This is a genomic window from Methylicorpusculum sp. (assembly GCF_030651835.1).
GTDB lineage: Bacteria > Pseudomonadota > Gammaproteobacteria > Methylococcales > Methylomonadaceae > Methylicorpusculum.
On sequence record NZ_JAUSBX010000036.1, the window covers coordinates 23129 to 49776 of the forward strand.

The following is a 26648-nucleotide window of genomic DNA, read 5'->3' on the forward strand; positions in this document are numbered from 1 at the left end:
TTTCTAAACATCGTTTAATTGAATTGACCTTGGTTCCAACAAAGAAATCTTATTATTAGCGATATCTGCTAGCCTCAGAACCGTGATTGAATCACCTGAGCTTCCTTGTCTCTTTGATATGCCATTTTGAAAGTTTGGAGCTAATTCACCAAGTCGAGTCCATAGCCAATTTTTAGGTATATCAAACGGCAAATCATCTACTTGCAATTTAGGAAACGACTTTGGTCTGTTTGTTCTTTTATTTTGAAGTAACTTTTGCTCAATTGTTTTAATTTCCTCAAATGTTACAAGAGCTGGTGTATCAACGTCTTTCTGTTCCGTAAGAAACCCTCGTATAGCTAAATCAAGAAGTAAATTTCTCAACCCCACTACATCATCCGGCGCACTAAATAACTGTCCAAAGTTGTTGGCGAGGCTTGTCCAGGTGGTTTGGAGTTCGTGGGGACTGGTTGCGGTGGCGACGGCTTGCAGCATGGACTGGCGCAAGGCGTTTTGCAGTTTGCGGCGCTGCTGCTGTTGCTGTTCCAGCCTATCGCACAAGGCCATCAACTCATCGACTTTGGCGACGATGCGGGCTTGTTCGTCAAGTGGTGGTAGCGGGACCGGCAATTCTCGTACCTTATCCGCATTTAAATTTTGTACAACAGCACCAGCGGCTGACTTTAGGAAAAAGTTAGCGACGAATGGTGAAGAAAGTAAGTGATAAAGGTAGTCCTTTTCAAGGCATGAGGGTGGATGAATTCTTAACCAACCGTCATGAATGCATCCTTCTATGTTTGTAATGTATGGGCGACCAAAACTCATTGAATTGGTTAATAAAAAATCGCCTGGATAAACCATCCGAGTTTTAACCAAACCCTCCTTCTTTATTTTTTCTCTCGTCGAAGTGATGAATTTCGAACCCTTGATAGTATCTCCTATTTTTATCCAGCTCAATCCGTCTGGATCGTTGGTTAAAAAATCATCAATTGGTCGAGGAGATCCACCACGTTCTATTTCAGCTATATCACCAAGGCGAACCCACTCCCATCCTTGAGGTTTTTCGAATGGCATATCCGAAGTGCTAATCTTTGATAGCGTATTTGGAAGTTTTGATTTGCTATTATTTGATACATCTCGTTTTCCAGCAGTAATGTTTTTTAGTAACTCACTAGCTGGCGAATCATTTGAATCTTGTGCAATTAATCTGCCCTGTACAGCCAAGGCCAATACCATTTCACGCAATCGCACCAAGCCCCCCGGCGCATTCGCAATATGCCCAAACTCCGCCAAAAACTGTTGCGCATCCATCAGGCTTCCTCGCCGTTTTGGTCGGTCGTGCGGTTGTCCAGCCGTTGCCGGAAGCGGGTGATGGCTTCGTGCAGTTTTTGTTGCAGCAGGGCTTTGGGTGGCAGTTCGGTTAGGTATTCGGCAACGTGAATGCCACTGGCGTCCAGTTCCAGCAGTTCGATTTGTTCCTGTTTTTTACCGCTGCACAAGATAATGCCCAGCGGTGCGGCTTCGCCGGGTTCCTGTTCGTGTTTAGCCAGCCAGCGTAAATACAGTTCCATTTGGCCTTTGTCGGCAGCTTTGAAGTCACCCAGTTTTAAATCGATTGCCACCAAGCGTTTGAGGCGGCGGTTGTAAAACAGCAGGTCGATGTAGAAATCGTCGTTGTCGATTTGCAGCCGCTTTTGGCGGGCAACAAAGGTAAAACCTGCGCCGAGTTCCAGCAGAAAATTTTCCAGTTCACGCAGTATGGCGTCTTCCAGGTCTTTTTCCAGATAGCGGTCTTGCAGGCCGAGAAAGTCCAATACGTAGTGGTCTTTGAGTATCAGCGTTGGACTTATCTGGTCTGTCGCGCGTAAATTGGCTAATTCACTGGCCAGCAGTTCATCGGGCAAGAGGGATAAGGCGGTCCGTTCAAACAGCAAGGAATCCAATCGCTCTTGCAAAGTGCGAGTACTCCAGCGTTCTTGCTGGCACATTTGCAGGTAAAAATCCCGTTTAAGTGGGTCGTCGATATAGATCAGGGTTTTGATATGCGTCCAGCTCAATTGTCTCCGCACTGCGGAGACAATTTCGGGGTCGGCAAAGACTTCAGCAAAACGCAGCATGTGGCGCAGGCTTTTAGCGGAAAAGCCGCGTCCGTAGTCGGTTTCTAATTGTCTCGCCAGTGTCGAGACAATGTGCTCGCCGTATTCCGCACGTTGGTGGTTCAACACTTCGCTGCGGATGCGTTGGCCGATGTGCCAGTAGAGCCGGGTCAAGGCGCTGTTGACGGTAACGGCTAGTGCACTGCGGCTGGATTCGATTAACTGGCGGATGTCGCCGATTAATTGAGGATTGGCTGGTGTGGCTTGTTTCATTCCACCTGCTCCGCAGTGAAGTGATGCGCTAAGGCCGAGGCCAGTTCGCTTTTTAGATTATTTTCGGTTTCTTGAATTTCACCCAACAACGTTTTGTATTTTTCCAGCAGCAAGTCGGGATCATGGCTTTCTTCTTGAGGTTTGTTTGGGTTTGGCACATCCAAATTGTAAATGGGCCAATACAGGCGGTCGCCTGCGGCTTGAGCATCGCGGGCTTGCAGGCGCAAGGGTTCTACCTGTTCGCGCAAGGCGGCAATTTGGGCGTTAATCTGTCCGCGGTAGGCGCTGTCGGTGCTGCCAACCAGACTTTTGGCTAAGTCTCTGGCTTGGTTTTCTAAACCAGAGGCTTGATTATTCAGTTGTTCGGCACGTTGCCAATGCGGCTGGGCGGCGGCTTCGGCTTGTTGGCGTTTGGCGCTAAAGTCGATTTTCCAAGCAAATTCGTTTTCGACGCGGTCGGCAAAGTCGTTGTCGGCATTGCCCCACCAATCTTGTTCGGGTTTGAACTCCTCAAAACGGATCGGTTTGGTTTTGGAATAGCTTTTGTAGCCCGCAGGATAGGGATGTTCGTAAAACCAAATGCTGTCGGTATGAAAATGCTCGCTGCCATCGTCGATGAACGGGCCTTTGGTGAAAAACAACAAATTGGTTTTGATGGTGGTGTACGGCGCAAACACGCCTTTGGGCAGGCGGACGATGGTGTGCAGTTTGCATTGCTGCATGAGGCGTTTTTTGATTTCGGCTTTAATGCCGTCGCCAAATAAAAAGCCATCCGGCAACACCACGGCGGCGCGGCCATTTTCGCGCAGCAATTTGACAATCAGCTGCATGAACAAGTCGGCGGTTTCTTTAGTGGGGTGGTGATAGCCCGCAGCCACGTTATCGTCTTCGTAGCCGCCAAACGGTGGATTGGTGATGACGCAATCGACCCGGTCGTTGGCATTCCAGTCGTTCCAGCCAATCGCCAGGGTGTTTTTGTGCTCGATCTGGCTGGGCACGTCGATACCGTGCAGCAGCATGTTGGTGGTGCAGAGCAAGTGCGGCAGTTGTTTTTTTTCTATGCCGTGGATCAGATTCTCAATGGCCCGCTGGTCTTCGGCACTGGATTTATCCGTGATTTGTTTGCGGAAGTGGTCAATTGCTGCGGTTAAAAAGCCGCCGGTACCGCAAGCCGGATCGATCACTTTTTCGCGTTTATCCAGGCGCGGATTGATGCGGTCCACCATGAATTGGGTGATAGCTCTGGGCGTGTAAAATTCCCCGGCATTTCCAGCACCGCGTAGGTCGTTGAGCATTTGTTCATAAACGTCGCCCAGACTGGCACGGGTAGTAAAGTCGTGGAAGTTGATGGCTTCTTCCAGCTTTTCGATCACTGCCAATAACTGGGTACCGGATTTCATATAGTTGTTGGCATCCTCAAAAACGCTGCGAATGACCTTGTGCTGCGGACTGAGGTTGGCATCCAGCTCTTTGAGGCCGGGGAACAGTTCGTTGTTGACGAAACTGATGATATCGGACGGTGACTTTTGCGGGGCTTTTTTGCCATCCGGGCCTGCAACATAGGCTGCCCAGTTTCGCCAGCGGAAATGCTCGGGCAATGGCGAGCGATAGCTTGCATTATCGTCTTCCCATTCTTCCTCGCGTTGATCGAATACTTTCAGGAACAGCATCCAGGTTAATTGCCCCAAACGTTGGGCGTCGCCATCGACGCCGTCGTCTTTGCGCATGATGTCTTGGATCGATTTGATGGTACTGCTTAGATTCATGAGTTGTTTTTGTTAGGAGGCCGGCAGGCTTAGGCCTGTTTTTGTTCTGGCGTTTCGTAGAGTGCTTGTTCCAACTCGTGCAGGGCTTGGCTGAATTGTTCGGCGCCGCCAAAAATGCCGCGACGGATTTGGGTCTTGCTGCCGAATTGGTCAAAGGGCGGTAATTCTAATATTTTGGCGTCTTCGATGTCTTGTACGCCGTGGTCGGCGAATTTTTCCAGCAAGGCTTCCAACACTTGCCGGGCCTGCTCACCGTACTTACCGAACACATCGCGTTTTTTAACCTGATTGGCGCGTTCGCGACGAGTAAGCGGTTTTTGGTCGAAAGCGACATGGGCGACCAAATCGAAAGCATCGAGTTGAGCGCCATTAGCGACGGCTTGTTGAAGCACATCGAGTGGAATGCCGTGATCAGCCAGTTCATCGATAACGGCTTGTTTGCGATCCGCGCTATTCCAGCGTTTGAGAAAATCGTTGAGATTGCCGAACTCGGCTTGTAGGGTTTTACGAATCTGATCTTTCAGATGAACCCGATATGCCTCGGTAATCAGCCTACCATCAGCATCCAAATATTGTATGAGTTCGACCGCTATATGCACGTCTACATCATCGATGACAATTTTGGTTCGGCTTTCGCGGCCTCCGATATTGTCTTCGCCATCGACACCATTTTCCGTTTCCGGCTGATAAGGCTGTTGCGGTTCGTTGACATTGTTCGGCTCGGTGACTTCGGGCGGAACAACCGGTTCGTCAGGTTTGGGTTCGTAAATGACCACCGGTTCGCCATCGAAATCCGGGTCGGCAAACAGACGGGTTGCCCCCTTGAAATCCATGATGGTGAAATAAAGCTTGTTATAGTCTTCACGCAACCGTGTCCCGCGACCGATGATTTGCTTGAACTCGGTCATTGAGTTGATGGTTTGATCCAGCGCGATCAGTTTGCAGGTCTTAGAATCGACACCGGTGGTTAGCAGTTTGGACGTGGTAGCGATGACTGGGTAAGGTTCGTCGTTGTCAATGAAGTATGACAGTTGGGCTTTACCTTCGTTGTCGTCACCAGTGATGCGCATTACATAGCGGCGATTGTTTTTCGCGGCAGGAATCAGGTTAACCAAGGCCTGGCGCATGCGTTCGGCATGGTCTTGGTCGTCTCAGAACACAATGGTTTTGGCAAATGGGTCGGTCGCCTTGAGATATTCCCAGACCTTGCTGGCGACCAATTGGGTACGCTTTTCCAGCACCAGATTGCGGTCGAAGTCCTTGGTGTTGTATTGCCGCTGCTCCACCGCTTGACCAAGCTTATCGACCTTACCCTTCTCCGGTGTGTAGCCAACCGCATCGACATCGGTGGCGATACGGATGACTTTGTACGGTGCGAGGAATCCGTCTTCAATACCTTGCCTTAGCGAGTAGGTATAAACCGGATCGCCAAAATAGGTAATGTTGCTGACATCCTTGGTTTCTTTGGGGGTAGCTGTGAGGCCCAAATGCGTGGCACTATTGAAGTAGGCGAGCACCTCGCGCCAAGCGGAGTCTTCTGCGGCGCTACCACGGTGGCATTCGTCAATGACAACCAGATCAAAAAAATCGGCTGGAAACTGGCGATAGATTTGCTTCCATTCTTCCTTGCCGGTGACCGCTTGATAGAGGGCTAGATAGATTTCGTAGTTTTTCTTGATTTCGCGGTTGGTGACTTTGTGCATTACCTCGCCGAACGGTGCGAAGTCTTGTTGCATGGTTTGGTCAACCAGGATATTGCGATCAGCCAGGAACAGGATGCGTTTCTTGGACTTAGCTTTCCACAGTCGCCAAATAATCTGGAAAGCGGTGTAAGTTTTGCCGGTGCCAGTGGCCATGACTAACAGTACGCGTTGTTGGCCCTTGGCGACCGCCTCTATCGCGCGATTGATCGCCACGCGTTGGTAATAGCGAGGCTCTTTGCCGCTGCCATCGGTATGGAATGGTTGTTCAACGAGTTTAATAGCTTCGGGAGCTGCCAGCCCTTTCCATTGTTGGTATAGGGGCCATAGATCATCGAGAGATGGGAATTCGCTGAGTTGCAGTTCGCGTTCCACTGGTTGAGTGAGACCGGTGCGGTCGTGCAGCAAAAAGCCGTCGCCATTGCTGCTGATGGCAAACGGTGCATCCAGCATCTCGGCATAGGCCAAGGCCTGTTGCATGCCATGCCCAATTGAAAACTTGGCTTGTTTGGCTTCAACTACTGCTATAGGAACGTTCGGCCTGGCATAAAGCACGAAATCGGCGCGTTTGGGACCGCCTTTGGCTTCCGGATTTTTGATGCGAGCAGCCAGATTACCTCTCACCATCACACGGCCATCAGTAAGTTTTACTTCCTCACGGAACTGGTGTAGTTGCCAACCTGCTTGTTGGATTGCGGGTGTGATGTACTTTGTACAGATGTCGCGCTCACTGAGTTGGAATTTATCCATGGCCGACTGCTCTCCCATTAATCGCGCTCTTACTCTTCATTCGCGCCGCCCGCGCGCACCCATTCATCGACTTCGGATAACTGAAATTTCCACAGTCGCCCAATCTTGTGCGCGGGCAACCCCTTACGCTCACGCCAGCGGTAGACAGTGTCTTTAACCACGCCCAGATGCTCAGCGACTTGCTCGGCGATGACCCACGCTTCGGTGTTCATAACATTGGCGATCAGGTGCTGACCCTAATAGTTGTCTTAAAGCGTTGAAAGTCTAACAGGGTGGCTGCTTAATGGCTATGAAAAACTAGGAGCATAGCTAGCCTGACTTAGTGGTGATAGAGCGTTAATGTCACCGTAAACAAAGACGCGCAGAATCCAGAAGACATCCAAGTCAAGCCGGCGCAACTGCAACAAATCGCCGACGACCATTTTGGTCAGCGCGACGGGGTCACCCATTAGTTTTTCTTTGACTACGACAGGCTAATGGGTGACCCTAAGTTTTTCCCTTTCATAGGCAAAATGAAATCAGCTGAGTTTGCCGGTTTAGTTGAAATAAGACGCCAGCCACAACCTGAATCTTAAACCGAATTCCGTACTGTAACCTATTGATGAAAAAACGATATGACCGTTTTTATTAAGGAAAAATATCGCCGGCACACCTTTGATGCCGTAACGTTTTGCCGCAGCACCATCGGCATCGTTCACGGTGGGCCAGTTCAAATTACGGCTGGCTAGATAGCGATTTACCTGCTCGGTGGGGCCTGAATTAAGCGCCACAGTAATTCCAGGCGTATCTTGTAAAACCTTTGACATTGAACTTTGCATCATGCCGCACAACCCGCACCAATCAGCCCAAAAATAGATAATTCCTCCACCCTTAGGCATAACGGATTCTGTGGGCAGACCCGCAATAGTCTGTTCAGCCAGTTGCGGCGGCACTCCTGAGACCAGCCCCCGATTGAACAGGAATTGGCCTGAAAACAGCACGATAATGACGATACCATACAGAATGGCGTGTTTAAGCCACTTCATTAAAGCCCCATCAGTAAATGGCCGCCATTGATCTTAAGCCACTGCCGCAGAGTCTTGTACTCAGGCATATGTTCAGCAACCAGCTCCCAAAACTGACTCGAATGATTACGGTGTTTAATGTGACACAATTCGTGCACGACGACATATTCCAATACTTCCGGAGGCGCCAGGATCAGCAGCCAATTCAAATTGATATCGTTATAAACTCCGCAGCTACCCCAGCGGCTTTTTTGAGTTTTAATTTTGATACTCCGGGGATAAAGTCCATATCTTGCCGCATGTTTGTCAACACACTGCTCCACCATGCGTTTAGCTTCAAGCTTTAGCCAGCGCGTAAACGCCGAGCGAATAGCTTCGTGCAGGTCAGCTTCCAATAAGGTATGCGGAACCGACGCAATAAAATGACCGGTGAATTCCAAAGTTATTTTTTTGCGCTTAACTGGAACGATAACCAGCGGATAACTTCGATCCCGATATGGCAATAAAGCGCCATGGGTATAAGTGGCAGGTGCCAGGCTGCGGAGATTTTCCCGCCGGTTTTTAAGCCGCTCTTGAGTGCTCAACACCCAGTCCTGTTTTTCCGATACGAAACGATGAATACTTTGTTCCGAAACGCCGTGCGGGGCGATAACCTCAACCTGTTGAGACGTCACGCGCAAGCGCACAAGGCGAGCCCGTTTGCTGCGAAGAATCTGATAGGGAAACGGTAACGTATTGATGACTGGAACTCTATTGAATAGCATCTCTATCAATGCATCGCGCGATGCGAAAGCATACTCAAGTTATTGGAGCCCATGCTTATTCGTCCTTGTTAATCATATGCGTCGCCAATTCCTGCAAAGCCTGACTTAGATTTTCCCGGAATTCCGGATCAAGCGGCAATTCGTTTAGCGCCTTATTCATACAAAACATCCATTGATCGCGTTCACTTGACCCTATTTCGAATGAAAAGTGCCGCATTCTGAGCCGGGGATGGCCGTATTGCTCGACAAACAGATCGGGACCTCCCAGCCATCCGGACAGAAACTTGAACAATTTGTCCCGCGCGCCATTCAAGTTTTTCTGATGGATAGCGCGAATACCGCGCGCTTCAGGCAGGGTATCCATAAAAAAATAAAACCGGTCAACCAGGCTTTGAATACCTTGCTCGCCGCCAACGAGTTGATAAGGGGTTATAGTGGGAGTTGCTGACATATCTCTGATCAAAAGTTGTTAATGAAGTTATTGTACTTTTATAAGCCTTGAACGCGAAACTGACATCGCACAAACCTGCAATTCCCAGTTTAAGGATAAAAAGGGGGACTTAAGCTTTGCGGGGTTGGGTTTACGGCGCTCCTCGCAAGGCTTACGCCACACCTCAAAGCTACATAAAAATTCAAACTGGAAATTTCTGTTACACAGATTCCCTGCCAAATGGAATTTAATTGATTACTCCGTAGATTTCGGGTAAGGACTTACAAATGAAATGAAACTCTTGTACCATTGCATGGTCTAGGAATTGTATTTTTTAACTTTCAACAGGAGTTTATCTCTATGCGTTTAAATACCGCTGTATCACGTCCGGAATCAAGTATTCTGGCGACGAACAAATTACTGAGAAACACCTATATGTTGTTGTCCATGACGTTGCTATTCAGCGCAATGACAGCTGGCGCGTCCATGGCATTTGATTTACCCCATCCGGGCATGATCGTGACCTTAGTTGGCTATTTTGGACTGTTATTCTTAACGACTAAATTTCGTAACAGCGCTCTGGGTCTGGTGTGCGTTTTTGCGTTAACCGGCTTTATGGGTTTGACCCTGGGTCCAATTTTGACCATGTATATAAAAGCCTTTAGCAATGGTCATGAATTGATCATGACCGCGCTGGGTGGCACGGGTGTCATCTTCTTGGGCTTGTCCGGTTATGCTCTGACGACCCGTAAAGATTTCAGCTTTATGGGCGGATTTCTGATGGTTGGCATTCTGGTCGCTTTTCTGGCAGGTATCGGCGCAGTGGTATTTTCCATGCCCGCTTTGTCACTGGCTGTATCGGCGATGTTTATTCTGTTGATGTCAGGCATGATCCTGTTTCAAACCAGCGCGCTGGTTAATGGTGGAGAAGACAATTACATTATGGCAACAGTTTCCCTGTACGTATCCATCTACAACTTGTTCTTGAGCTTGTTGCAGATTCTGGGCGTATTTGGTGGTGATGAATAAAGCGTTATTTATTTTAATAAAAAGCCCGGCCAAAACCGGGCTTTTTATTGTTTGGATGTTGCTGCTTTCGGCGTGCGAAACACCCAAAACGCCGGAGCAAGTCACGGCGGCATTCTGGCAGGCGATGATAGAGAAGGACGTGGAAACAGCGATACAGTTTGTTACCACCGATAGTCAGTCCCTCGTTTCCGCAGATGCCCATGAATTTCCAGACAATGCTTCAGTTGCAACCGGCCGTATTGTTATTGAAGATCAACATGCATCGGTCGAAACATTTATTGTCCCTGAAGATACCAACAGCTTGAGACAATCTTTTTATACCGAGTTACAAAAAGAAGGCGAAACATGGAAAGTCGACTTCAGACAAACCATTAACGCTATTCCCGGCTATGCCTTAGGCCAATTATTTAAAAGCCTGAAAGGTATCGGCGAAAATCTGAACAAACAATTAGAAGAGCAAATGCCCCTATTCGAGAAAGAAATCGAATCGCTTGGCCGTGAACTGGAAAAACAAAAGCAAGAGCTTGAAAAAAGGCTAGAAAAGCTATTCCCACCCAGTCAACCCAAGGGCAAGCCGGATTCAATCTGAATGCGGGATCTTGATTAACCACCCATCCTCGACAACCGTTCCCGTTAATCTGATAACAATGACAGGCATTAAACTTTTTGTTGGGCTAGGCAATCCCGGCTCACAATACGAAAATACCCGGCATAATGCCGGTTTTTGGTGGATAGACCAGATTGTTCAGTCGACCGGAACCCGCATGAACAATGAAGCCAAGTTTTTTGGCATTGCCGGAAAACTTATTGAAAACAACCAGGAGGCTTGGCTTCTCAAACCGACAACTTTCATGAATTTAAGCGGCCGTTCGGTCAGTGCCTTAGCGAAATTCTACAAAATTCCGGCCGAACAAATACTGGTGATTCATGACGAACTGGACTTGCCGCCCGGTACTTGCAAGCTAAAAAAAGGCGGAGGACATGGCGGACACAATGGCTTGAAGGATATCGCGGCTCAACTGGGCACGAATGATTTTTGGCGATTGAGACTGGGAATTGGCCATCCGGGTGACAGAAATGCGGTAGTCAATTTCGTCCTGCATCCTCCGTCCAAAACCGAATGGCAACTCATTACCCAAACGATTGATGAAAGCGCAACGCTTTTAAATCAGTTACTGCAAGGACAAACCGAACAAGCGATGATGAAGTTGCATACTAAAATCGGGCAAAAATAACGAAATAGGCAAGGCTCGCTCTTCCAAAATACACTTTACCGGCTGCGTACTCTGTAATAAATTTGCGCACCATGTCTTTTTAAGTACAATAATACGTACCTAAATAGTTTAAGAGCTTAACAATGGATACCATCAGTTATTCAAATTTTCGCAGTCATCTGGCTAGCACGTTAGACAAGGTCAATGACGACCATGTGCCAATCATGATAACCCGCCAAAATGGCAAACCTGCCGTAATCATTTCTTTGGAAGATTTTAAATCTTACGAAGAAACCGCTTACCTTATGGCAAGCCCGAAAAATGCCGCGCGCCTGAATCAGGCAATCGCTGAAATAGAAGCCGGAAAAACCGTTCAACACCTTATTTTAGACGAATGATTTTGTCGTGGGCAGAGACGGCATGGGAAGATTACCTTTATTGGCAAGCAACCGACAAAAAAGTGTTAAAACGCATCAACCTCCTTATTACGGACATTCAACGGCATCCATTTTCAGGCTTAGGTGATCCCGAACCATTGCGGCATAACTGGACAGGCTATTGGTCGCGCCGTATCGACCGAGAACATCGGATCGTTTACAGAGCCTCCGACGAGGCCATCATGATTGCTCAATGCCGTTATCATTATTAAACTATCTGGCTTGCACAATAGGCAGGCTGTAATTTCATATTATTTCTTCGGACAGATGCACTTATAGCATCAGCCATTCGTCGAAAAAGGCGGCTTGGCCTCGATAAACGCCTGAATCATCCAAAAGATTCCATACCACTGCGTTTTTGATCATAAACCGTCTGCCGTTTTTGGAAATGCGGATGCCCTGATAATCATTGATATAGCCTTGCTTACTGACCAACGCCAAAAGACGGTTGCGTTCATCCTGATTAACCGTCTCAGCGGAAAGCCGGGAAGGTGTTTTGATCAATTCTTCCCAACTCATTTCAAACAGTTCAAGGGCTTTGGCATTTCCATAATTAAACACGGGATCGGCCTGTGTGTCGTGGGAAACCACCGCAAATGGCGCAAAATAAAGCATCTCCCCCATTTCAGTGTTATCGCCGTTTTCAGTCAGCAAGGGCTTGTTAAGCACCTTTTCAAAACTACGACCGATTAATCGGACATGTTCTTGATAAAAGTGATTTTCTCGACAAGGATGCATGAGTTATCCGCTTAAAACTGTTTTATTACGTTCGATTTCTGTGTAGCCGGATCAATAACACCGCTTCGTCACGGCTCATATTAAACTGCTGCATCAGATCTTCTGCACTGGCGCCGTTATGCGCTTGCTGGATAGCGCCATAATAGGGCTGTGAAGCTTGGGAAAGCTGTTCCACCTCGGCCAGTTTTTCAAAGAGTTCTGTCACGGCATCATCGACATCAGTCAATCGTTGATCAACGGTTACGGATGCGGTGCATAAGCCCACCATATCCCGGTTAAGCGTGTTGACGACGTCCTGCAAGGTCAGAAGCTTTTTTTTAAGCTTATGATGGCGGACTAAAAGCCAGGTTAGGAAAATACAATTCAGCACGAACAACCCTATGCCGACCAGAATTACATCATTCATTAAACCACTTCATCAATATGCTGCAAAGGTTCATTATCCCCGCTGGAATCCTCCTCTTTATCCGGATTTTGCGAATGCGGCGGATTTTTTTTGTTACGCTCTTCGTCTTTTTCGACTCTCGCGGGCCTAATGATAGGATAAGCAGGAATTATAGGCTTAATTTCCATCGCATGACCCTCAATCGTCTTTGCATCCGAAACACGGATGCAACAAAGGCTAAAACAGATCCAATTCGGCTTTTTCCTCGTCACTCAAAAACCGGTTAAGATCAACCAAAATCAGAAGCTCATTTTCACGGCTTGTCACGCCTTGAATATAGCGTGACGTATCTTCGTTACCTACGTTAGGAGCCGTCTCAATATCAGAGGCTCTCAATTCAACAACTTCGGCAACACTATCGACAAGAATACCAATGATATGGGCTTCAGTCTCAATGATCACAATTCGGGAATTATCATCCGTTTCTTTCGTATAGAGCCCGAAACGGTTACGCGTGTCAATAACAGTAACCACATTGCCACGTAAATTAATAATTCCCAACACATAAGATGGCGCACCAGGCACGGGAGCAATTTCTGCAACGCGCAATACTTCCTGTACTTGCATGACATTAATGCCGTATTTTTCGTCTCCTAAACGAAAAGTGACCCATTGCATGATTGGATTATTTTGTTTCTCTTCGGACAACTTCATTCCTAATTACTCCCTATCGATAAAATTTTAGTAAATACTGCAATTCCATCCCTGACCTCAGTATCAACGCATAAAAATACGGTGTGCCAATAATTCAGTTAGCTGCTTAACCTTCGAGGTGTCAGCAAATTGACATCGACGACCGCAGCCAATCCGTCGATGACGGTTCCGATTAACCAGGGCCTTTTTTTTCTATAAGTCCGCCAGCGCACCTGCTCAGGCAGCAACTTGCCGATATTCAGTAATTCGTCACACGCCAGCGCCCAATTGCCATCCTTGGTTATCAATAAACTTTTAAAAGGCTGTTCCAGCAGATTTCTTTGCTGGCCAATCACCTTTCCAAATATCAGTTGTCCGGTATCCAGGACCCCTACATTCTTTTCATGTTCCTGCAACAAACCCATAAACCAGGAAGGTTGACCGGGAACCGAACGTGTTTCGCCATCAAATTTTAACGTGCGGGAAAGCTCTGTTAAAGGCGTAGCCAATACCAATTGGTCCACTTTAAAAAACAAGGCCTGAAATTCATACCGAGTCCAGTCGGGCATAACAGCCAATGGTCTGACGACTTTCGACTCAGGCAGTTTGACAGTCACTTTTTTCTTGGCCTGAGGCACGATAACCAACTGATTGACCGGCTTGATGTCCAGCTCAGTCGCTTCCAGTAACCTTGATACATCGCTCAAGGACGCCTGCAAGGCATCTTCTAAATCGACTCGCGCCTTTAAGCCTGGCGATTTCGTTAAGGTATTCGGTTTTTCCTTGATTAAGGTAATGGGATTTTGAATTTCTTTTATCAGAGCATTGTCAGCCTGTGAATCAAGCTCTGACATTGAGATGGTTTTTTCCGGTCCAGGGGGCGCTTTTGTATCCGCATCCGCATCCGTATTGTCTACTTCCACTGAATCGGACGAATCGAAGGGCTCGTCATCCAGTAAGGTCCTCAAGTAAAGATCAAGGGCTAAATCCTGATGAATAATCTCCCCATTACTTTTTTGATCCGTCATCACACAACTGCCGATTTATGCGCGTCAGCATGATTGAACAGCAACAACTGATCCAGCAGTTGTGAATAGGCAGCGACTGATTTAGCCTCCGGCATATAGAGTGAAATAGGCTGACCGGTTTTACTCGCTTCTCTCAGCTTGGTGTCTACCGGTATCACCGAATTCCACAAAAACTGGGGATATTTCTCCTGTAAAACATGCAGACTGTCAATCGCGGCCCGTGTTCGCCTGTCAAACATGGTTGGCACGATGGTGTAATGGGGAGGAGTTGATTTTGCGTGATAAACCATGCCCAAGGTATGCATCATTCTTTCCAAGCCCTTGAGCGCCAGAAACTCGGCCAAGACGGGGATAATCAACTGCTCGCAGGCCGCCAAGGCATTAATCATCAGCACACCCAACATAGGTGGACTATCAATCAACACATAATCGTAATCATCCTGAACCTTATTCAAAGCTCCGCTGATGACCAGGCCCATGCCGCCCATGCCGGCAACCTGTCTATCCAAAGTTGCAATGGCGGTAGCGGCAGGCAGCACACTGAGCCCATCAAAGTCAGTCTTAACTATATAAGGCGCAGGACCAATATTTCTCTTCTTTTGACTGGCGTCTTGAAAAAGATTGTAAACGCTGCCTTTTATGTTATCGGGATTCATCTTGAAGTAACTGGTTAATGCTCCATGCGGATCCAGATCCACTAACAAGGTACGAAACCCCCAAGAGGACAATAAGCCGCCTAACGATATAACCGTGGTTGTTTTACCAACCCCACCTTTTTGATTGGATACTGCCCAAACTTTCATAGCGTATTCACCGGTTTTTTTGAGTTTTCGGAGGCTCTACGCCTTCTGTTGTTTCAGGTTGTGCAATATTTAACAACCTGGCACGTTCCTGATCATTTGCACCGTAACGTGCAAAAGCATGCGACATAAGCACGATAGAAACGCGTCTATTTTGAAATCGTCCATCATCAATTGTGTTATCGGCAATAGGATGGAATTCTCCATAACCAATGGCCGATAACCGGTCTGAATTGATACCTTCACGCTCAAACTCCCTAACAACGCTGGATGCCCTGGCTGAAGACAACTCCCAATTGGATGGAAACTGAAGTGTACTGATAGGGCGGTTATCGGTGTGGCCTTCTACATTGATGGAATTCGGCATCAGCCTGACAATTTCAGACACTTTCTGAAGTATGGGGATGGCCTTAGGCGATAAAGCCGCTTCGCCGCTAGCGAATAACAACTCGCTGTTCATCTCCAGCTCGATCCAGAAATCGTTTTTCTTGACATTAACGAGTTCCTCTTCAATAAAAGGCGCCAGCACTTCTTTAAACTGCTCGGCTGCCTCTATCAAATTACGCCTTTCCTTCAAGATCTCTTCACTCAATTCATGTTTTTTCTCGACTTCTTCCAATGTGGGCTGATCCAGCTCAATCGGTTGAATGGTCATAGGCGTATCGCCCACCTGAATCGGCTGGATGATTTTATAAGGCATACCTTCATATTTCGCTATGTTTCGATCAGAACTCTTACTTGAAAAAGCCCCTTCCAACGAATCTGAAAGCGTTTTGTATTTGCCTTCATTCACGGATGAAATCGAATACATGACGACAAAAAAAGCAAACAACAAAGTAATAAAATCGGCGTACGAAACGAGCCACCGATCATGGTTATCACTTTCTAACAGCTCCTTTCTTTTTCGTCGCATTATCGGCCTCTTTTTTTAGCCTTCAATTTTTCATCCAGATAACCGGATAGTTTTAACTCAATATTTCTTGGATTTTCTCCTTCGGCAATCGCCACGATGCCCTCCATCAGCATCTCCCGATACTGAGACAAAGCAAAAACCTGCATCTTTAACTTGTTAGCAATAGGTAAAAAAAACAGGTTGGCAAACCCAACGCCATAGATAGTGGCAACAAATGCCGTGGCGATACCGGAACCCAGTAATGCAGGATCGGTCAGATTTTTCATAACATGAATCAAACCGATCACAGCCCCGATTATCCCAAGCGTCGGCGAGTATCCCCCCATAGCCTCAAACAACCGCGCGGCCTGTAAATCTTTAAACTCCCTGGCACCGATATCAAGTTCAAGGCAATCCCGGATAACATCCGGTTCACTGCCATCCACCAAAAGCTGTAGGCCCTTGACTGCAAAATCGTCTTTTTCCAGGTCAATCAAGGTTTCCAGACCTAACAAGCCTTCTTTTCTCGCCATCGCACTCCAATCGACAATTTTTTCAATTTGCTTTCTGAGCATCAACGTCTGCGGTTTAAAAATCCACAAACTGATTTTAAGGCTACGCATAAAGATGGCGGTTGGAAATTGCAGCAGAGTAGCCCCGAGTGTGCCTCCTAAAACAATCAGAAACGCAGGACCATTGACGAGAGCAGTGACCTGCCCACCTTCAAGCAAGTTTCCACCGACAATAGCGGAAAACCCAATAATAATGCCGACGACACTTAAAAAGTCCATTAGCTTAAACGGGCAAATGCCTCGCTTAACTCTTCCAAATTAAAAACAGCATCAGCCAGACCCGCGTCTATGATTGCTTTTGGCATCCCATAAATCGTACAACTGGCTTGATCTTGTGCCCACACCTGAGCACCTGTCTTTTTTAATTTGTCAGCACCCTCTTTGCCATCTGAGCCCATACCCGTCATGATCACTGCCAGGGAGTTACCCGGATAATGAGCCGCCATCGAAGTCAAAGTAATATCTGCACAGGGACTGAATAATTCATGTTGTAGTTTTTCTCTTAATCTGATCATTTTTCCCCGTCCCCTGCTTTCTATTTCCAACTGCATTCCGCCGGGAGCCACTAAAATCATAGCCTCTTCCAGACTGTCTCCGTTGACGGCTTCCCTTACCCGGACCTGGCTCAGTTGATCCAACCTTTCCGCATAACTATGCGTAAAATTTTGGGGCATGTGCTGAACGATAATCAATGGAATCGCAAACGATTTAGGCAGTGTCTTGATGATTTGCTGAACCGCCAAAGGACCGCCGGTAGAGGCTGCCAACACGATCAAGCGAGGCATAAACACTTTTTTTTGCGAACCGCCGCTGAATTGCGGAGGGCTCTGCTTCTGGCTGTAGGGTTGGCATGCGTGAGAAGCCATTTTTTTTGCTTGCGAAGCGACGATTCTGACCCTGCGCCTTAACACTTGCCGCGCTACTTCCGGATCAGCGTCAATGTCCGTCAATTGTTTGGGCAGAAAATCAATGGCCCCCGCTTGCAGGGCATCAAATGTTGCCTGAGCACCGACACGCGTCATTGCCGAAAACATTAATATCGGCACAGGATATTCTTCCATGATGCGCTTGACAGCAGTGATGCCATCCATAACCGGCATCTGAATATCCATGGTAATGACATCCGGCTTCAGCTGAACGGTTTTTTGAATGGCTTCTACTCCGTTAGCAGCAAATCCTATGACTTCAAGATCGCTGGGGCCTTCCGATTCAACTGAAAACTCAAGTATTTCCTTGATCCGTTTACGAATGAAACTTGAATCGTCCACCACCAACACTTTAATGGTCATAATTTATCCAGTTTTAACTGGCATATTTTTTCATCAGACCAGGAACATCGAGAATCAATGCGATACGGCCATCACCGGTGATCGTTGCCCCTGAAAGACCATCGAGTCCCTGCAATTTGGCACCCAGAGCTTTGATAACCACTTCTTCCTGTCCGATTAATTGATCTACGACAAAACCCACTTGCCGTCCTCCCGCATTGACGACTACAACATGAGCCGCTACACGTTTTTGAACTTCATAATGGGGATTTCTTATCAGCCATTCGCCCAAGTAAAATAAAGGCAAGGCCTTATTTCTGACCATGATCACCAGTTGGCCATCGACAACGTTGGTATTGCGTAAATCCAGATCAAGTATTTCAATCACGCTGGCCAACGGCAAGGCGAAAGCCTGATCAAAAAGTCTGACCATCAACGTGGGCATTATGGCCAAGGTTAAGGGGACCTTGATGGTAATCGTGCTGCCATAGCCCTCTGTTGAATCAACCTCTACGGTACCATTCATTTGAGATATGCGCGTTTTGACGACATCCATGCCGACACCTCGACCTGAAACATCAGAAATCTCTGTTTTAGTCGAGAAGCCGGGCATGAATATCAGATTAAAACATTCTCTGTTATCAAGCCGGGCGGCTGTATCAGGGTCCATCAAGCCTTTTTCGACGACTTTTGCCCGTAAAACGTCAGCATTCATGCCCTTGCCGTCGTCTCTTATCGATAATTGGATATGGTCACCTTGTTGAGAAGCCGTAAGCACCACAATGCCTTCTTTAGGCTTACCTGCTTTTTCCCGCTCGTCAGGCAGCTCAATACCATGATCCACCGCATTTCTAACTAAATGGACCAGAGGATCAGCCAGCGCTTCAACCAGATTTTTATCCAGATCGGTCTCTTCTCCGATCAGCTCCAGTCTTATTTCTTTTTTTAGGCTGCGGGCCAGATCTCTTACAACGCGGGGAAAACGGCCAAAGACCTTTTTGATAGGCTGCATTCTCGTTTTCATCACAGCCAGTTGTAAATCAGAGGTAACAATGGCCAGATTTGCTATAGCCTGAGCCATTTGATCATCTCGTTCGCTAGCCAGTTTCAGCGTCTGTAATCGATTTCTGACCAAAACCAATTCACCCACCATATTCATAATCTCATCAAGCACCTGAGTATCGACTCTTACCGACGTTTCCACTTGGGGTGTTCCGGCTTTTTGTGCCTTGTTATCTGAACCGGATGGGGAACTTGACGGCGCAGCCACACTGACGGCTGGCTTGGCCTCGACAGTTGGCCTGGATGCCGCTTGTGGGACAGCAGCTGAAGCTGCCATTGCTTTATTGTTTGGAATGGACTCTTTTTTGGATTGCGGTTCAACAATGCTCAGTTTGGAGGCATCAAATTTCCCTTTGCCATGAATTTCATCCATGACTTTTTCAAATTCGTCATCACTGATTTCATCCGGGGCTACAGACTTCGATACCGTAGCGGATGTTTGAGCAATTTCCGCACCCTTAAATTTGCCTTTACCGTGTAATTCATCCATTAACCGGTCAAACTCTTCTTCGGTCATGTCATCGGATTCAACAGATGAACCTTGACTGACAGTTTCTTTTACCTGGTTTTTAGGTGCGGCGGAAACATTCCCTTTTCCTTGCAAAGCATCCAGCAACGCCTCAAATTCTTCTTCGGTGATCTCATCTGAAGATGAAGCAGAGCTCCCACCAGCCTTTGATTCTCCGGCCCTATCCAGCATAGCTTCAAACTGTGCTTCTACGGCTTCGCTGTCATCGACCGGCTCTTCCGACATAGTTTCTTCACCGGATACGTCGACATCATCTGAAGCCGGTACAGCAAAAGTTTGCAGATTAGCCAATAATTCAGGATCGGCAGATTCGGGTAAAATCCCGCCTCTGACTTGATTGAACATGTTGTTTACAACATCCAGAACTTGTAATACAACATCCATCAGTTCGGCAGAGACGCGCCTGTCTCCCTGCCGCAGAATATTAAAAACATCCTCTGCTTTATGACAAATTTCCACTAAGGCATCAATCGCCAAAAAACCGGCACCGCCTTTAACGGTATGGAATCCGCGAAATATGGCATTGAGCAAATCATAATCTTCGGGCATTTGCTCAAGCTGAACCAACTGCTCTCCCAACAGATCTAAAATTTCACCTGCCTCGACCAGAAAGTCCTGAAGTATTTCGTCGTCCAGGTCAATTGCCATATGGTTTCCTCAAAATCCCAAACTTGATAACAGGTCATCCACATCATCCTGACTGCTGGCGACAACTGTACCTTCACTATCATCCAAACCCGGAACAACAGGTCCCGGCAACTCAGGCTCGCTGCTGCCTATGTTTTTATCAGTCGACCTGCCGTGCCCGGACAGCTTAATTAAAGCCAGCATGCCCGATTCCAGTTCCTCGACCATGGTAATGACACGCCGAATAATCTGGCCGGTGATATCCTGGAAACTCTGAGCCATCAAGATCTCATTAAAGCCATTTTGAATATTCTCAAGCGATTGAACGGATACTTTAAAATACTCCGTTATTTCTTGACTCATGTCCTTAAACTCCTGAAAAGGCATTTGCCTGATCAAAAAGCGGTCCCAGTTAGCAGACAGCTTTTGCACTTGCTGATTCAGCTCGAAAGCCACAGGATATAAATCTTCTACCGCATTCAAGGTCTTATTCGCAGCTTGTTCGGTCATTGAAATGACATAGTGCAAACGCTCTTTTGCATCCGGAATATCATTTTGCGCAAAAGCGGTAATTTTTGATTCCAGCGCAAAAGAAGTCATCGAATCATGAAGTTGCCGCGTTAATTTTCCAACTTCCTGATAAAGCTGAGTCTCTCGTATACCGGCAATTTCATCCATAAATTTATTGGCTGAAGCTTCGTCTCCATTCTCCAACGCTTCCAGTAAATTTTTAGCTAGGCTAAGGCGATCAATTTCGGTCATGGCAATCCTTCTTCAGCTAGCCGTCTATACGTTCAAAAATCTTCTCAATCTTTTCTTTAAGTGTAGCCGCCGTAAAAGGTTTGATGATGTAGCCATTGACCCCGGCCTGCGCTGCCATAATAATTTGCTCGCGCTTGGCTTCAGCAGTCACCATTAATACCGGCAACTTGGCCAAATCCGGATCCGCACGAACGGCCTTTAATAAATCCAAGCCGGTCATACCGGGCATATTCCAATCCGTAATCAGAAAATCGATTCCGCCTGCCTTCAGTTTAGGCAATGCGGTCTTCCCATCATCCGCTTCCAAAGTATTGGTAAATCCCAGATCCCGGAGCAAATTTTTCACTATTCGTCTCATTGTTGAAAAATCATCAACAACCAGAATTTTCATGTTCTTATCCAAGGATAGTCTCCAATCTGTTGTATTTTGTCATTCTCAGTGAATCCTTATTAACTCAACCCAATTATTAATCATGAAATACGTTCGACTCACTTCATTAAATAGCGGGAATTTGACAACCTTCGCAACTTAAGCTGGACTTTATTCGTATTCGAAGTGCATAGCAGGCTATGTCTGTGTTTACGCAACAAAGTGGTGAACAAACAGACCTGTTGTTGAGTCTGTAAATGTCAAGCACCTAAGCATTTTCACTTTCCGTCTCTTGCCAATCAGCCAGTCTGGCACGTAACCGCAGCATTGCTTTGCTTAAAATCTGACTGACCCGCGACTCACTGACCTCAAGCACCTTGCCAATCTCTCTCAAGTTCAGCTCATCATTATAATACAGTGAAATGACCAGTCTTTCGCGTTCCGGCAATAGCATAATGGCGTCTTTCAGTGCCGTATTGAACGATTCATGGCTAATTTGCCCGAATGGATCGCTTTCTACTTCAACACACTCATCAAAAGCATGATCACCTTCTTCCGCCAGTTTCTCTACACTCAACTCTCTACAGCAAAGCGTATCCTGAAGAATTTGCCCATATTCATCCATGCTGATGCCTAGGAATTTGGCAACATCCGCATCTCTGGCATCACAGCCGGTAGTGTTTTCGATCTGCCGGATAGCATCGGCAACCATCCGTGCTTTTCTATGCACAGAACGGGGCGTCCAATCGGAACGCCTGACATCGTCCAGCATCGATCCGCGAATGCGAATACCTGCATAGGTTTCAAAACTTGCGCCTTGTGACGCATCAAAATTTTTTACGGCTTCCAATAAGCCCAACATGCCCGACTGAATCAAATCATCGACCAGAATGGTGTCAGGTAATTTACAAATCAAATGATAGGCGATGCGTTTAACCAAAGGGGCATACTGCGCCACAAGGTCCTCTTTGGACCCAGTCTGCACAGAGGCATACATCGCCGCTCCTTTCATGCAACATGCTCCTGAGTACCGTATTGAATCATGCGTTCAACAAAAAACTCCAGGTATCCGCCCGCTTGATTCTTGATCGGCCAACGGTTGATTTGCTGGGCGGCCGCTTTAATCGCCAGTGATGCCTTACTCCTGGGATAGGAAGCAATCACAGGATTTTGCTTTTGCACCGCTTTACGCAAATATTCGTCGAACGGAATTGCCCCTACAAAATCCAGTGAAACATCCAGATAGCGATCTGTCACCCGGGTTAATTTTTGAAACAGCAACTGGCCGTGCTGAACCGTCTGGACCATATTAGTCAGGACATGAAAACGGTTAAGACCGTAATCTCTATTCAGTAATTTTATAAACGCATAAGCATCCGTCAGTGAAGTCGGTTCGTCACAGACCACGATAATAATCTCCTGACAAGCTCTGGCAAAATTAACCACGCTGGGCGAAATACCCGCCGCAGTATCAACGATCATGACATCGAGATCATGGTTGATTTCGCTAAAAGCATGCACAATGGCCGCCTGCTCGATATTGGAAAGGTCAGACATGCGCTGCAGGCCTGATGAGGCAGGGATCACCAATAGACCTGATGGGCCATGAAGAATAATTTCATCCAGGGTTTTTTCGCCGTTGAGCACATGCGACAAATTAAACTGAGGATACATCCCCAGCAACACGTCGACATTAGCCAAACCCATATCGGCATCCAGCAAAGCCACTCGTTTACCCATTTCGCATAGGGCCATGCCTAAATTAACCGACAAGTTCGTTTTACCCACGCCACCTTTGCCGCTGGTAACAGCAATGACACGAACAGGGTTTACTTTTTTCATTTTTCTAATTCCGGCAGCTTGATCCAGTTGATTATGCATAGCTTTGTGAAACCCAGTCATCATAATTCATGCTGACCTTACTTTCGCCGGTCAGCTTAAGTTCTGCGACGCATTGCTCAACAAGATCTCTACCAACTGCATTATGCAAATCTTCGGGAACTTGTTGACCATTGGTGACAAAAGCCAGTGGTAAACGTTGTTCAGTCACAGCAGACAAGGCCGCGCCTTGGGATGTGGTCTCATCAAGTTTAGTCAAAATACCTGCTTCCGGCTGAAATATTTTAAAAGCCTCAATGATTTCCTTCGTGGTTTTATATTGAGTTGCTGCAGACATGACCAGATAACATTTGATAAACAGGTCATCGTGCTGCAAAGTTTTGATCTGTTCGGCAAGACGCTGATCTCTGTGCCCCATGCCTGCGGTATCAATCAGAATCAAGCGTTTATCGGCAAAACCGTTGATCAAGGATCTCAATTGCTCGGCATTTGAAGCGATCCGAACCGGCACATCCAATATGCGGCCATACGTATTGAGCTGATCATGCGCAGCAATCCGAAAATTATCGGTGGAAATCAAAGCCACCTGTTTTGGACCGTGTTTCAGTATGAACTGAGCCGCCAATTTTGCGATGGTAGTGGTTTTTCCCACTCCGGTGGGACCTACCAGCGCAACGATACCGCCATATTCAAGCAGATTGTCTTCGGCAATCGGCAATACGTTGATCAGCATTTCCTGCGCTTTTTTAAACGCCACATCCACATCGCGGAGTGAGCCCAGACGATTAGCCACTTTGATACTGAGGTTCTTGGCAATGCCCATATCCGCCAGACGGCTCAGCAATTCGAGCCGGGCCGGATTATTCTGATTATTTTGCTGCCAACCCATTTCAGACAAGCGGCTGTTCATCGTCACACGCAATGACTTAAGCTCCTGAAACATGTCCATAATGAGTTTATCGTGAGCAATTTCGTGCTTTTCCTGAACGATAGTGTGTTGTTGATTTTTTTCTGCGTAATCGATTGATTTATTAACCTGGGCGGCAGAGGGTGCCCCAGATTTAGGGGATTCAGCAGGAATTTCCCAGCCCTGCTTAACCGCTTTTTTAGGGGCTGATAGTGGCTCCGAGTAGCTGACTGGTTTCGCCGGCCGGGTGAAATTGGCTTTTTCGGCATACCCCAGATACTCATCCATTTTGCGGCGTGAAGGCCGTGGTGGTATCTCGCCATCGGCACCTTTTTTTCTGGGGCTGCTGATAACGTGTAAAGGTTTTTCTTCCGCTTCAAACGTTTGCAAAACGGGTTTTCTTATTTCCTTGGATCTCGCAAGTTTCTGTTCTTCAGCCTGTTTTTGCAGACTACTGTGAATCAGCTCCTCGTCAAAATCGCGGGCCGCGACAATTTCCACGCCGCCGTCAACGGAACGATTCGACATTATCACCGCGTCGGCTCCGAGTTCCTCCTTGACCATACGCATGGCTTGGCGGATATCCTCCGCAAAATATCGTTTAATTTTCATTTACTACCCCGTCAAATTAGGTTCGCTGCCCTCCTCCTACCGTCGAAATCACTTTAATTTGTCTATCTTCAGGGATTTCGTTGTAAGCAAGAACGTGCAAGCCGGAAATTGAATAACGTACAAAGCGAGCCACCCAGGGACGGATAAATGAGGACACCAATAAAACAGCGGTTTGTCCTTCCAATTCCATTTTTTGCGTGCTTTCTTCCAATGCCCTGTGCATTTGCTCAGCCAGCCCAGGCTCAATGCCAACGCCACCCTCTCCTGCAGTCTGTAATGACTTATGCAACAAGCGTTCCAAGTCCGGATCCAACGTAATCACCGGCAATTCTTGTTGTATACCACTGATTTCATGAACAATTGCCCTGCCTAACGAGACCCTTACCGCCGATGTCAGCACATCGGGATCTTGACTCTTCATACCGAACTCCGCCAAAGTTTCGGCGATGGTCCGCATATCTCTTATCGGTACCCGTTCTTGAAGCAGATTTTGCAGGACTTTAACCACGACACCCAAAGGCATGGTTTTGGGTACCAGATCTTCAACCAGCTTAGGCGCCGCCTTGGAAAGGTTTTCCAATATCCGTTGCGTTTCTTCGTATCCCAGCAACTGATAAGCATTACTCTGCAAGACATGGCTTAAATGAGTAGCCACCACCGTACCGGGATCGACTACCGTGTAACCGAGTGTTTGGGCATGGTCTTTTTGATTTGGCTCAATCCATACCGCCTCCAGGCCAAATGCCGGATCTCTGCATTCCTTTCCCTTAAGTGCGCCAAAAACCCTGCCGGGATTGATAGCCAGCTCCATGTCCGGTATAACATCCGCTTCACCCACGGTAACGCCCATCAATGAGATGCGGTAAGTTGTCGGGGTTAAATCCAGATTGTCTCTGATATGAACGGATGGAATCAAAAAACCCAACTCTTGTGACAGTTTTTTACGTACGCCTTTTATGCGGGTCATCAACTGTCCGCCTTGATTTTTGTCAACCAGCGGAATCAAGCGGTAACCGACCTCCAAACCAATCACATCGACCGGCATCACATCATCCCAACCCAATTCTTTAATTTCAGCTGAAGGCGCCGGCTGCCGTAGCGCTAAATCCTTTTTAACCTCAACGCTCTGAACCAGCTCCTGCCGTTTTCCGGCCATATAACCGACACCGGCCAACACGGCCGATAAAAAAATGAATACCAAATTAGGCATCCCAGGAATTATGCCTAACAGACCGATGACCGCCGCGGTAATGTATAGCGATTTGGGATTGTCGAAAAGTTGAGAGCTGACTTGCTGCCCCAGATTCTCATCACCCACTTTGACGCGAGTCACCACGATAGCCGAAGCGGTAGACAACAAAAGCGACGGTATTTGCGCAACCAAGCCATCACCGATGGTCAACAACACATAAACTTCACCGGCATTACTAAAGCTCATGCCATGTTGCCCTACACCAATCGCCAAACCGCCGATAATGTTGACAAATAAAATGATGATACCAGCCACGGCATCGCCTCTGACGAACTTACTCGCACCGTCCATTGAACCGTAAAAATCCGCTTCGGCAGCCACTTCAGCCCGCCTCTGTTTGGCTTGATCCTGATTGATCAGACCGGAGTTCAAATCAGCATCGATCGCCATTTGTTTGCCCGGCATCGCATCCAAAGTAAACCGCGCCCCGACTTCCGCGACCCGTCCGGCACCTTTGGTCACGACAACGAAGTTGATAATCACCAGAATGGCAAAAACGACCAGACCCACTGCAAAATTGCCGCCGATAACGAAATTTCCAAACGCTTCGATGACTTTACCTGCGGCCGCACCGCCATTATGACCATCGAGTAACACGATACGGGTTGACGCGACATTGAGTGCCAGCCGAAGCAAGGTTGCGATCAGAATGACTGTTGGAAAAGCGGAGAATTCAAGCGGATTTAAAGTGTAAACAACAACCAGCAGAATGATCAGCGAAAAAGCGATGTTAAAGGTGAAAAACAAATCCAATATAAAAGCCGGCAACGGCATCATGACCATTGCCAAGACCATCATAATAAAAATCGGCGCGCCCAATCCTGAGCGACTGATTAACTTGAGACTTTGGGTAAGTTTACTAAGATCCAT

At 47.3% G+C, this 26648-nt stretch carries 28 protein-coding genes and 1 pseudogene; 5 read left to right on the top strand and 24 right to left on the bottom strand.

Features of this window, described 5'->3' with window-relative positions; translation table 11 throughout:
• Window positions 1-3 precede the first annotated feature (3 nt).
• From Q7V32_RS04245 to Q7V32_RS04285, 8 genes and pseudogenes are all read right to left on the bottom strand, one after another.
• Window positions 4-1290, bottom strand: coding sequence for a restriction endonuclease subunit S (locus tag Q7V32_RS04245; RefSeq protein ID WP_304895735.1), 1287 nt, complete (start codon window positions 1288-1290; stop codon window positions 4-6).
• Complete coding sequence (locus Q7V32_RS04250; protein WP_304895736.1) at window positions 1290-2348, bottom strand: YhcG family protein; 1059 nt, start codon at window positions 2346-2348, stop codon at window positions 1290-1292. The genes Q7V32_RS04245 and Q7V32_RS04250 overlap by 1 nt, the downstream gene beginning before the upstream one ends.
• Complete coding sequence (locus tag Q7V32_RS04255) at window positions 2345-4114, bottom strand: class I SAM-dependent DNA methyltransferase (RefSeq protein ID WP_304895737.1); 1770 nt, start codon at window positions 4112-4114, stop codon at window positions 2345-2347. The genes Q7V32_RS04250 and Q7V32_RS04255 overlap by 4 nt, the downstream gene beginning before the upstream one ends.
• Window positions 4115-4143: 29 nt before the next feature.
• Window positions 4144-6564: pseudogene (gene hsdR / locus Q7V32_RS20790) on the bottom strand (EcoAI/FtnUII family type I restriction enzme subunit R).
• A 29-nt stretch (window positions 6565-6593) separates the two neighbouring features.
• On the bottom strand, window positions 6594-6776 hold the full coding sequence (locus Q7V32_RS04270; protein WP_304895740.1) for a helix-turn-helix domain-containing protein: 183 nt from the start codon (window positions 6774-6776) through the stop codon (window positions 6594-6596).
• A 324-nt stretch (window positions 6777-7100) separates the two neighbouring features.
• Window positions 7101-7589, bottom strand: a complete 489-nt coding sequence (locus Q7V32_RS04275) for a redoxin domain-containing protein (protein ID WP_304895741.1) — start codon at window positions 7587-7589, stop codon at window positions 7101-7103.
• On the bottom strand, window positions 7589-8332 hold the full coding sequence (locus Q7V32_RS04280) for a M48 family metallopeptidase (RefSeq protein ID WP_304895742.1): 744 nt from the start codon (window positions 8330-8332) through the stop codon (window positions 7589-7591). Before Q7V32_RS04280 ends, Q7V32_RS04275 begins: the two co-directional genes overlap by 1 nt.
• 55 nt (window positions 8333-8387) lie before the next feature.
• Window positions 8388-8783, bottom strand: coding sequence for a group II truncated hemoglobin (locus Q7V32_RS04285; RefSeq protein WP_304895743.1), 396 nt, complete (start codon window positions 8781-8783; stop codon window positions 8388-8390).
• Between the two features lie 339 nt (window positions 8784-9122).
• On the opposite strand from Q7V32_RS04285, the gene Q7V32_RS04290 reads away from it, so the two are divergent.
• The 5 genes from Q7V32_RS04290 to Q7V32_RS04310 all read left to right on the top strand — a co-directional run bounded on the left by Q7V32_RS04290 (window position 9123) and on the right by Q7V32_RS04310 (window position 11654).
• Window positions 9123-9791: a Bax inhibitor-1/YccA family protein gene (locus Q7V32_RS04290; RefSeq protein WP_304895744.1), complete on the top strand. Its 669-nt coding sequence runs from the start codon at window positions 9123-9125 to the stop codon at window positions 9789-9791.
• A complete protein-coding gene (locus tag Q7V32_RS04295; RefSeq protein ID WP_304895745.1) occupies window positions 9784-10380 on the top strand; it encodes a hypothetical protein in 597 nt (198 codons plus the stop codon). Before Q7V32_RS04290 ends, Q7V32_RS04295 begins: the two co-directional genes overlap by 8 nt.
• Window positions 10381-10438: 58 nt before the next feature.
• Window positions 10439-11026, top strand: coding sequence for an aminoacyl-tRNA hydrolase (gene pth / locus Q7V32_RS04300; protein ID WP_304895746.1), 588 nt, complete (start codon window positions 10439-10441; stop codon window positions 11024-11026).
• 122 nt (window positions 11027-11148) lie between these two features.
• Window positions 11149-11403 (top strand): type II toxin-antitoxin system Phd/YefM family antitoxin, encoded by a 255-nt coding sequence (locus Q7V32_RS04305; RefSeq protein ID WP_304895747.1) that lies wholly within the window; start codon window positions 11149-11151, stop codon window positions 11401-11403.
• Complete coding sequence (locus tag Q7V32_RS04310; protein ID WP_304895748.1) at window positions 11400-11654, top strand: Txe/YoeB family addiction module toxin; 255 nt, start codon at window positions 11400-11402, stop codon at window positions 11652-11654. The genes Q7V32_RS04305 and Q7V32_RS04310 overlap by 4 nt, the downstream gene beginning before the upstream one ends.
• A 61-nt stretch (window positions 11655-11715) precedes the next feature.
• Here Q7V32_RS04310 and Q7V32_RS04315 read toward each other — a convergent pair whose 3' ends face one another.
• The 16 genes from Q7V32_RS04315 to flhA form a co-directional block, all read right to left on the bottom strand.
• Window positions 11716-12180 (bottom strand): MEKHLA domain-containing protein, encoded by a 465-nt coding sequence (locus Q7V32_RS04315; protein WP_304895749.1) that lies wholly within the window; start codon window positions 12178-12180, stop codon window positions 11716-11718.
• 25 nt (window positions 12181-12205) lie between these two features.
• Window positions 12206-12586, bottom strand: coding sequence for a DUF2802 domain-containing protein (locus Q7V32_RS04320; RefSeq protein WP_304895750.1), 381 nt, complete (start codon window positions 12584-12586; stop codon window positions 12206-12208).
• A complete protein-coding gene (locus tag Q7V32_RS04325) occupies window positions 12586-12753 on the bottom strand; it encodes a hypothetical protein (RefSeq protein ID WP_304895751.1) in 168 nt (55 codons plus the stop codon). The genes Q7V32_RS04320 and Q7V32_RS04325 overlap by 1 nt, the downstream gene beginning before the upstream one ends.
• A 49-nt stretch (window positions 12754-12802) precedes the next feature.
• Window positions 12803-13279 carry a chemotaxis protein CheW gene (locus Q7V32_RS04330; RefSeq protein WP_159658071.1) on the bottom strand — a complete coding sequence of 159 codons (477 nt, stop codon included), beginning with the start codon at window positions 13277-13279 and terminating at the stop codon, window positions 12803-12805.
• Window positions 13280-13377: 98 nt separating this feature from the next.
• Window positions 13378-14286 (bottom strand): chemotaxis protein CheW, encoded by a 909-nt coding sequence (locus Q7V32_RS04335; RefSeq protein WP_304895752.1) that lies wholly within the window; start codon window positions 14284-14286, stop codon window positions 13378-13380.
• Window positions 14286-15089 (bottom strand): ParA family protein, encoded by an 804-nt coding sequence (locus Q7V32_RS04340; protein ID WP_304895753.1) that lies wholly within the window; start codon window positions 15087-15089, stop codon window positions 14286-14288. Before Q7V32_RS04340 ends, Q7V32_RS04335 begins: the two co-directional genes overlap by 1 nt.
• Before the next feature lie 7 nt (window positions 15090-15096).
• Window positions 15097-15999 carry a flagellar motor protein MotD gene (gene motD / locus Q7V32_RS04345; RefSeq protein WP_370691416.1) on the bottom strand — a complete coding sequence of 301 codons (903 nt, stop codon included), beginning with the start codon at window positions 15997-15999 and terminating at the stop codon, window positions 15097-15099.
• Window positions 15999-16769, bottom strand: coding sequence for a flagellar motor protein (locus tag Q7V32_RS04350; protein ID WP_304895754.1), 771 nt, complete (start codon window positions 16767-16769; stop codon window positions 15999-16001). The genes motD and Q7V32_RS04350 overlap by 1 nt, the downstream gene beginning before the upstream one ends.
• Window positions 16769-17839, bottom strand: a complete 1071-nt coding sequence (locus Q7V32_RS04355) for a chemotaxis response regulator protein-glutamate methylesterase (protein ID WP_304895755.1) — start codon at window positions 17837-17839, stop codon at window positions 16769-16771. The genes Q7V32_RS04350 and Q7V32_RS04355 overlap by 1 nt, the downstream gene beginning before the upstream one ends.
• A 13-nt stretch (window positions 17840-17852) precedes the next feature.
• Complete coding sequence (locus Q7V32_RS04360; protein WP_304895756.1) at window positions 17853-20057, bottom strand: chemotaxis protein CheA; 2205 nt, start codon at window positions 20055-20057, stop codon at window positions 17853-17855.
• Window positions 20058-20066: 9 nt separating this feature from the next.
• Entirely contained in the window at window positions 20067-20798 is a 732-nt protein-coding gene (locus tag Q7V32_RS04365) for a protein phosphatase CheZ (protein WP_304895757.1), read from the bottom strand.
• Between the two features lie 16 nt (window positions 20799-20814).
• Complete coding sequence (gene cheY, locus Q7V32_RS04370) at window positions 20815-21201, bottom strand: chemotaxis response regulator CheY (RefSeq protein ID WP_304895758.1); 387 nt, start codon at window positions 21199-21201, stop codon at window positions 20815-20817.
• 235 nt (window positions 21202-21436) lie between these two features.
• Window positions 21437-22180: an RNA polymerase sigma factor FliA gene (locus Q7V32_RS04375; protein WP_304895759.1), complete on the bottom strand. Its 744-nt coding sequence runs from the start codon at window positions 22178-22180 to the stop codon at window positions 21437-21439.
• Window positions 22177-23010 carry a MinD/ParA family protein gene (locus Q7V32_RS04380; RefSeq protein ID WP_304895760.1) on the bottom strand — a complete coding sequence of 278 codons (834 nt, stop codon included), beginning with the start codon at window positions 23008-23010 and terminating at the stop codon, window positions 22177-22179. The genes Q7V32_RS04375 and Q7V32_RS04380 overlap by 4 nt, the downstream gene beginning before the upstream one ends.
• A gap of 31 nt (window positions 23011-23041) precedes the next feature.
• A complete protein-coding gene (flhF, locus tag Q7V32_RS04385; RefSeq protein WP_304895761.1) occupies window positions 23042-24526 on the bottom strand; it encodes a flagellar biosynthesis protein FlhF in 1485 nt (494 codons plus the stop codon).
• A 16-nt stretch (window positions 24527-24542) separates the two neighbouring features.
• Complete coding sequence (gene flhA, locus Q7V32_RS04390) at window positions 24543-26648, bottom strand: flagellar biosynthesis protein FlhA (RefSeq protein ID WP_304895762.1); 2106 nt, start codon at window positions 26646-26648, stop codon at window positions 24543-24545.

Bases quoted from the DNA above. Each gene is read 5' to 3' on its own strand.
- Q7V32_RS04280 (WP_304895742.1), bottom strand. From the start codon at position 8,332: ATGCTATTCAATAGAGTTCCAGTCATCAATACGTTACCGTTTCCCTAT.
- Q7V32_RS04275 (WP_304895741.1), bottom strand. From the start codon at position 7,589: ATGAAGTGGCTTAAACACGCCATTCTGTATGGTATCGTCATTATCGTG.
- Q7V32_RS04285 (WP_304895743.1), bottom strand. From the start codon at position 8,783: ATGTCAGCAACTCCCACTATAACCCCTTATCAACTCGTTGGCGGCGAG.
- Q7V32_RS04325 (WP_304895751.1), bottom strand. From the start codon at position 12,753: ATGGAAATTAAGCCTATAATTCCTGCTTATCCTATCATTAGGCCCGCG.
- motD (WP_370691416.1), bottom strand. From the start codon at position 15,999: ATGCGACGAAAAAGAAAGGAGCTGTTAGAAAGTGATAACCATGATCGG.
- Q7V32_RS04250 (WP_304895736.1), bottom strand. From the start codon at position 2,348: ATGAAACAAGCCACACCAGCCAATCCTCAATTAATCGGCGACATCCGC.
- Q7V32_RS04305 (WP_304895747.1), top strand. From the start codon at position 11,149: ATGGATACCATCAGTTATTCAAATTTTCGCAGTCATCTGGCTAGCACG.
- flhA (WP_304895762.1), bottom strand. From the start codon at position 26,648: ATGGATCTTAGTAAACTTACCCAAAGTCTCAAGTTAATCAGTCGCTCA.
- Q7V32_RS04320 (WP_304895750.1), bottom strand. From the start codon at position 12,586: ATGAATGATGTAATTCTGGTCGGCATAGGGTTGTTCGTGCTGAATTGT.
- Q7V32_RS04310 (WP_304895748.1), top strand. From the start codon at position 11,400: ATGATTTTGTCGTGGGCAGAGACGGCATGGGAAGATTACCTTTATTGG.
- pth (WP_304895746.1), top strand. From the start codon at position 10,439: ATGACAGGCATTAAACTTTTTGTTGGGCTAGGCAATCCCGGCTCACAA.
- Q7V32_RS04380 (WP_304895760.1), bottom strand. From the start codon at position 23,010: ATGAAAAAAGTAAACCCTGTTCGTGTCATTGCTGTTACCAGCGGCAAA.
- Q7V32_RS04315 (WP_304895749.1), bottom strand. From the start codon at position 12,180: ATGCATCCTTGTCGAGAAAATCACTTTTATCAAGAACATGTCCGATTA.
- Q7V32_RS04270 (WP_304895740.1), bottom strand. From the start codon at position 6,776: ATGAACACCGAAGCGTGGGTCATCGCCGAGCAAGTCGCTGAGCATCTG.
- Q7V32_RS04245 (WP_304895735.1), bottom strand. From the start codon at position 1,290: ATGGATGCGCAACAGTTTTTGGCGGAGTTTGGGCATATTGCGAATGCG.
- Q7V32_RS04360 (WP_304895756.1), bottom strand. From the start codon at position 20,057: ATGGCAATTGACCTGGACGACGAAATACTTCAGGACTTTCTGGTCGAG.
- Q7V32_RS04365 (WP_304895757.1), bottom strand. From the start codon at position 20,798: ATGACCGAAATTGATCGCCTTAGCCTAGCTAAAAATTTACTGGAAGCG.
- flhF (WP_304895761.1), bottom strand. From the start codon at position 24,526: ATGAAAATTAAACGATATTTTGCGGAGGATATCCGCCAAGCCATGCGT.
- Q7V32_RS04375 (WP_304895759.1), bottom strand. From the start codon at position 22,180: ATGAAAGGAGCGGCGATGTATGCCTCTGTGCAGACTGGGTCCAAAGAG.
- Q7V32_RS04340 (WP_304895753.1), bottom strand. From the start codon at position 15,089: ATGAAAGTTTGGGCAGTATCCAATCAAAAAGGTGGGGTTGGTAAAACA.
- Q7V32_RS04350 (WP_304895754.1), bottom strand. From the start codon at position 16,769: ATGGACTTTTTAAGTGTCGTCGGCATTATTATTGGGTTTTCCGCTATT.
- Q7V32_RS04290 (WP_304895744.1), top strand. From the start codon at position 9,123: ATGCGTTTAAATACCGCTGTATCACGTCCGGAATCAAGTATTCTGGCG.
- Q7V32_RS04330 (WP_159658071.1), bottom strand. From the start codon at position 13,279: ATGAAGTTGTCCGAAGAGAAACAAAATAATCCAATCATGCAATGGGTC.
- Q7V32_RS04255 (WP_304895737.1), bottom strand. From the start codon at position 4,114: ATGAATCTAAGCAGTACCATCAAATCGATCCAAGACATCATGCGCAAA.
- Q7V32_RS04295 (WP_304895745.1), top strand. From the start codon at position 9,784: ATGAATAAAGCGTTATTTATTTTAATAAAAAGCCCGGCCAAAACCGGG.
- Q7V32_RS04355 (WP_304895755.1), bottom strand. From the start codon at position 17,839: ATGACCATTAAAGTGTTGGTGGTGGACGATTCAAGTTTCATTCGTAAA.
- Q7V32_RS04335 (WP_304895752.1), bottom strand. From the start codon at position 14,286: ATGACGGATCAAAAAAGTAATGGGGAGATTATTCATCAGGATTTAGCC.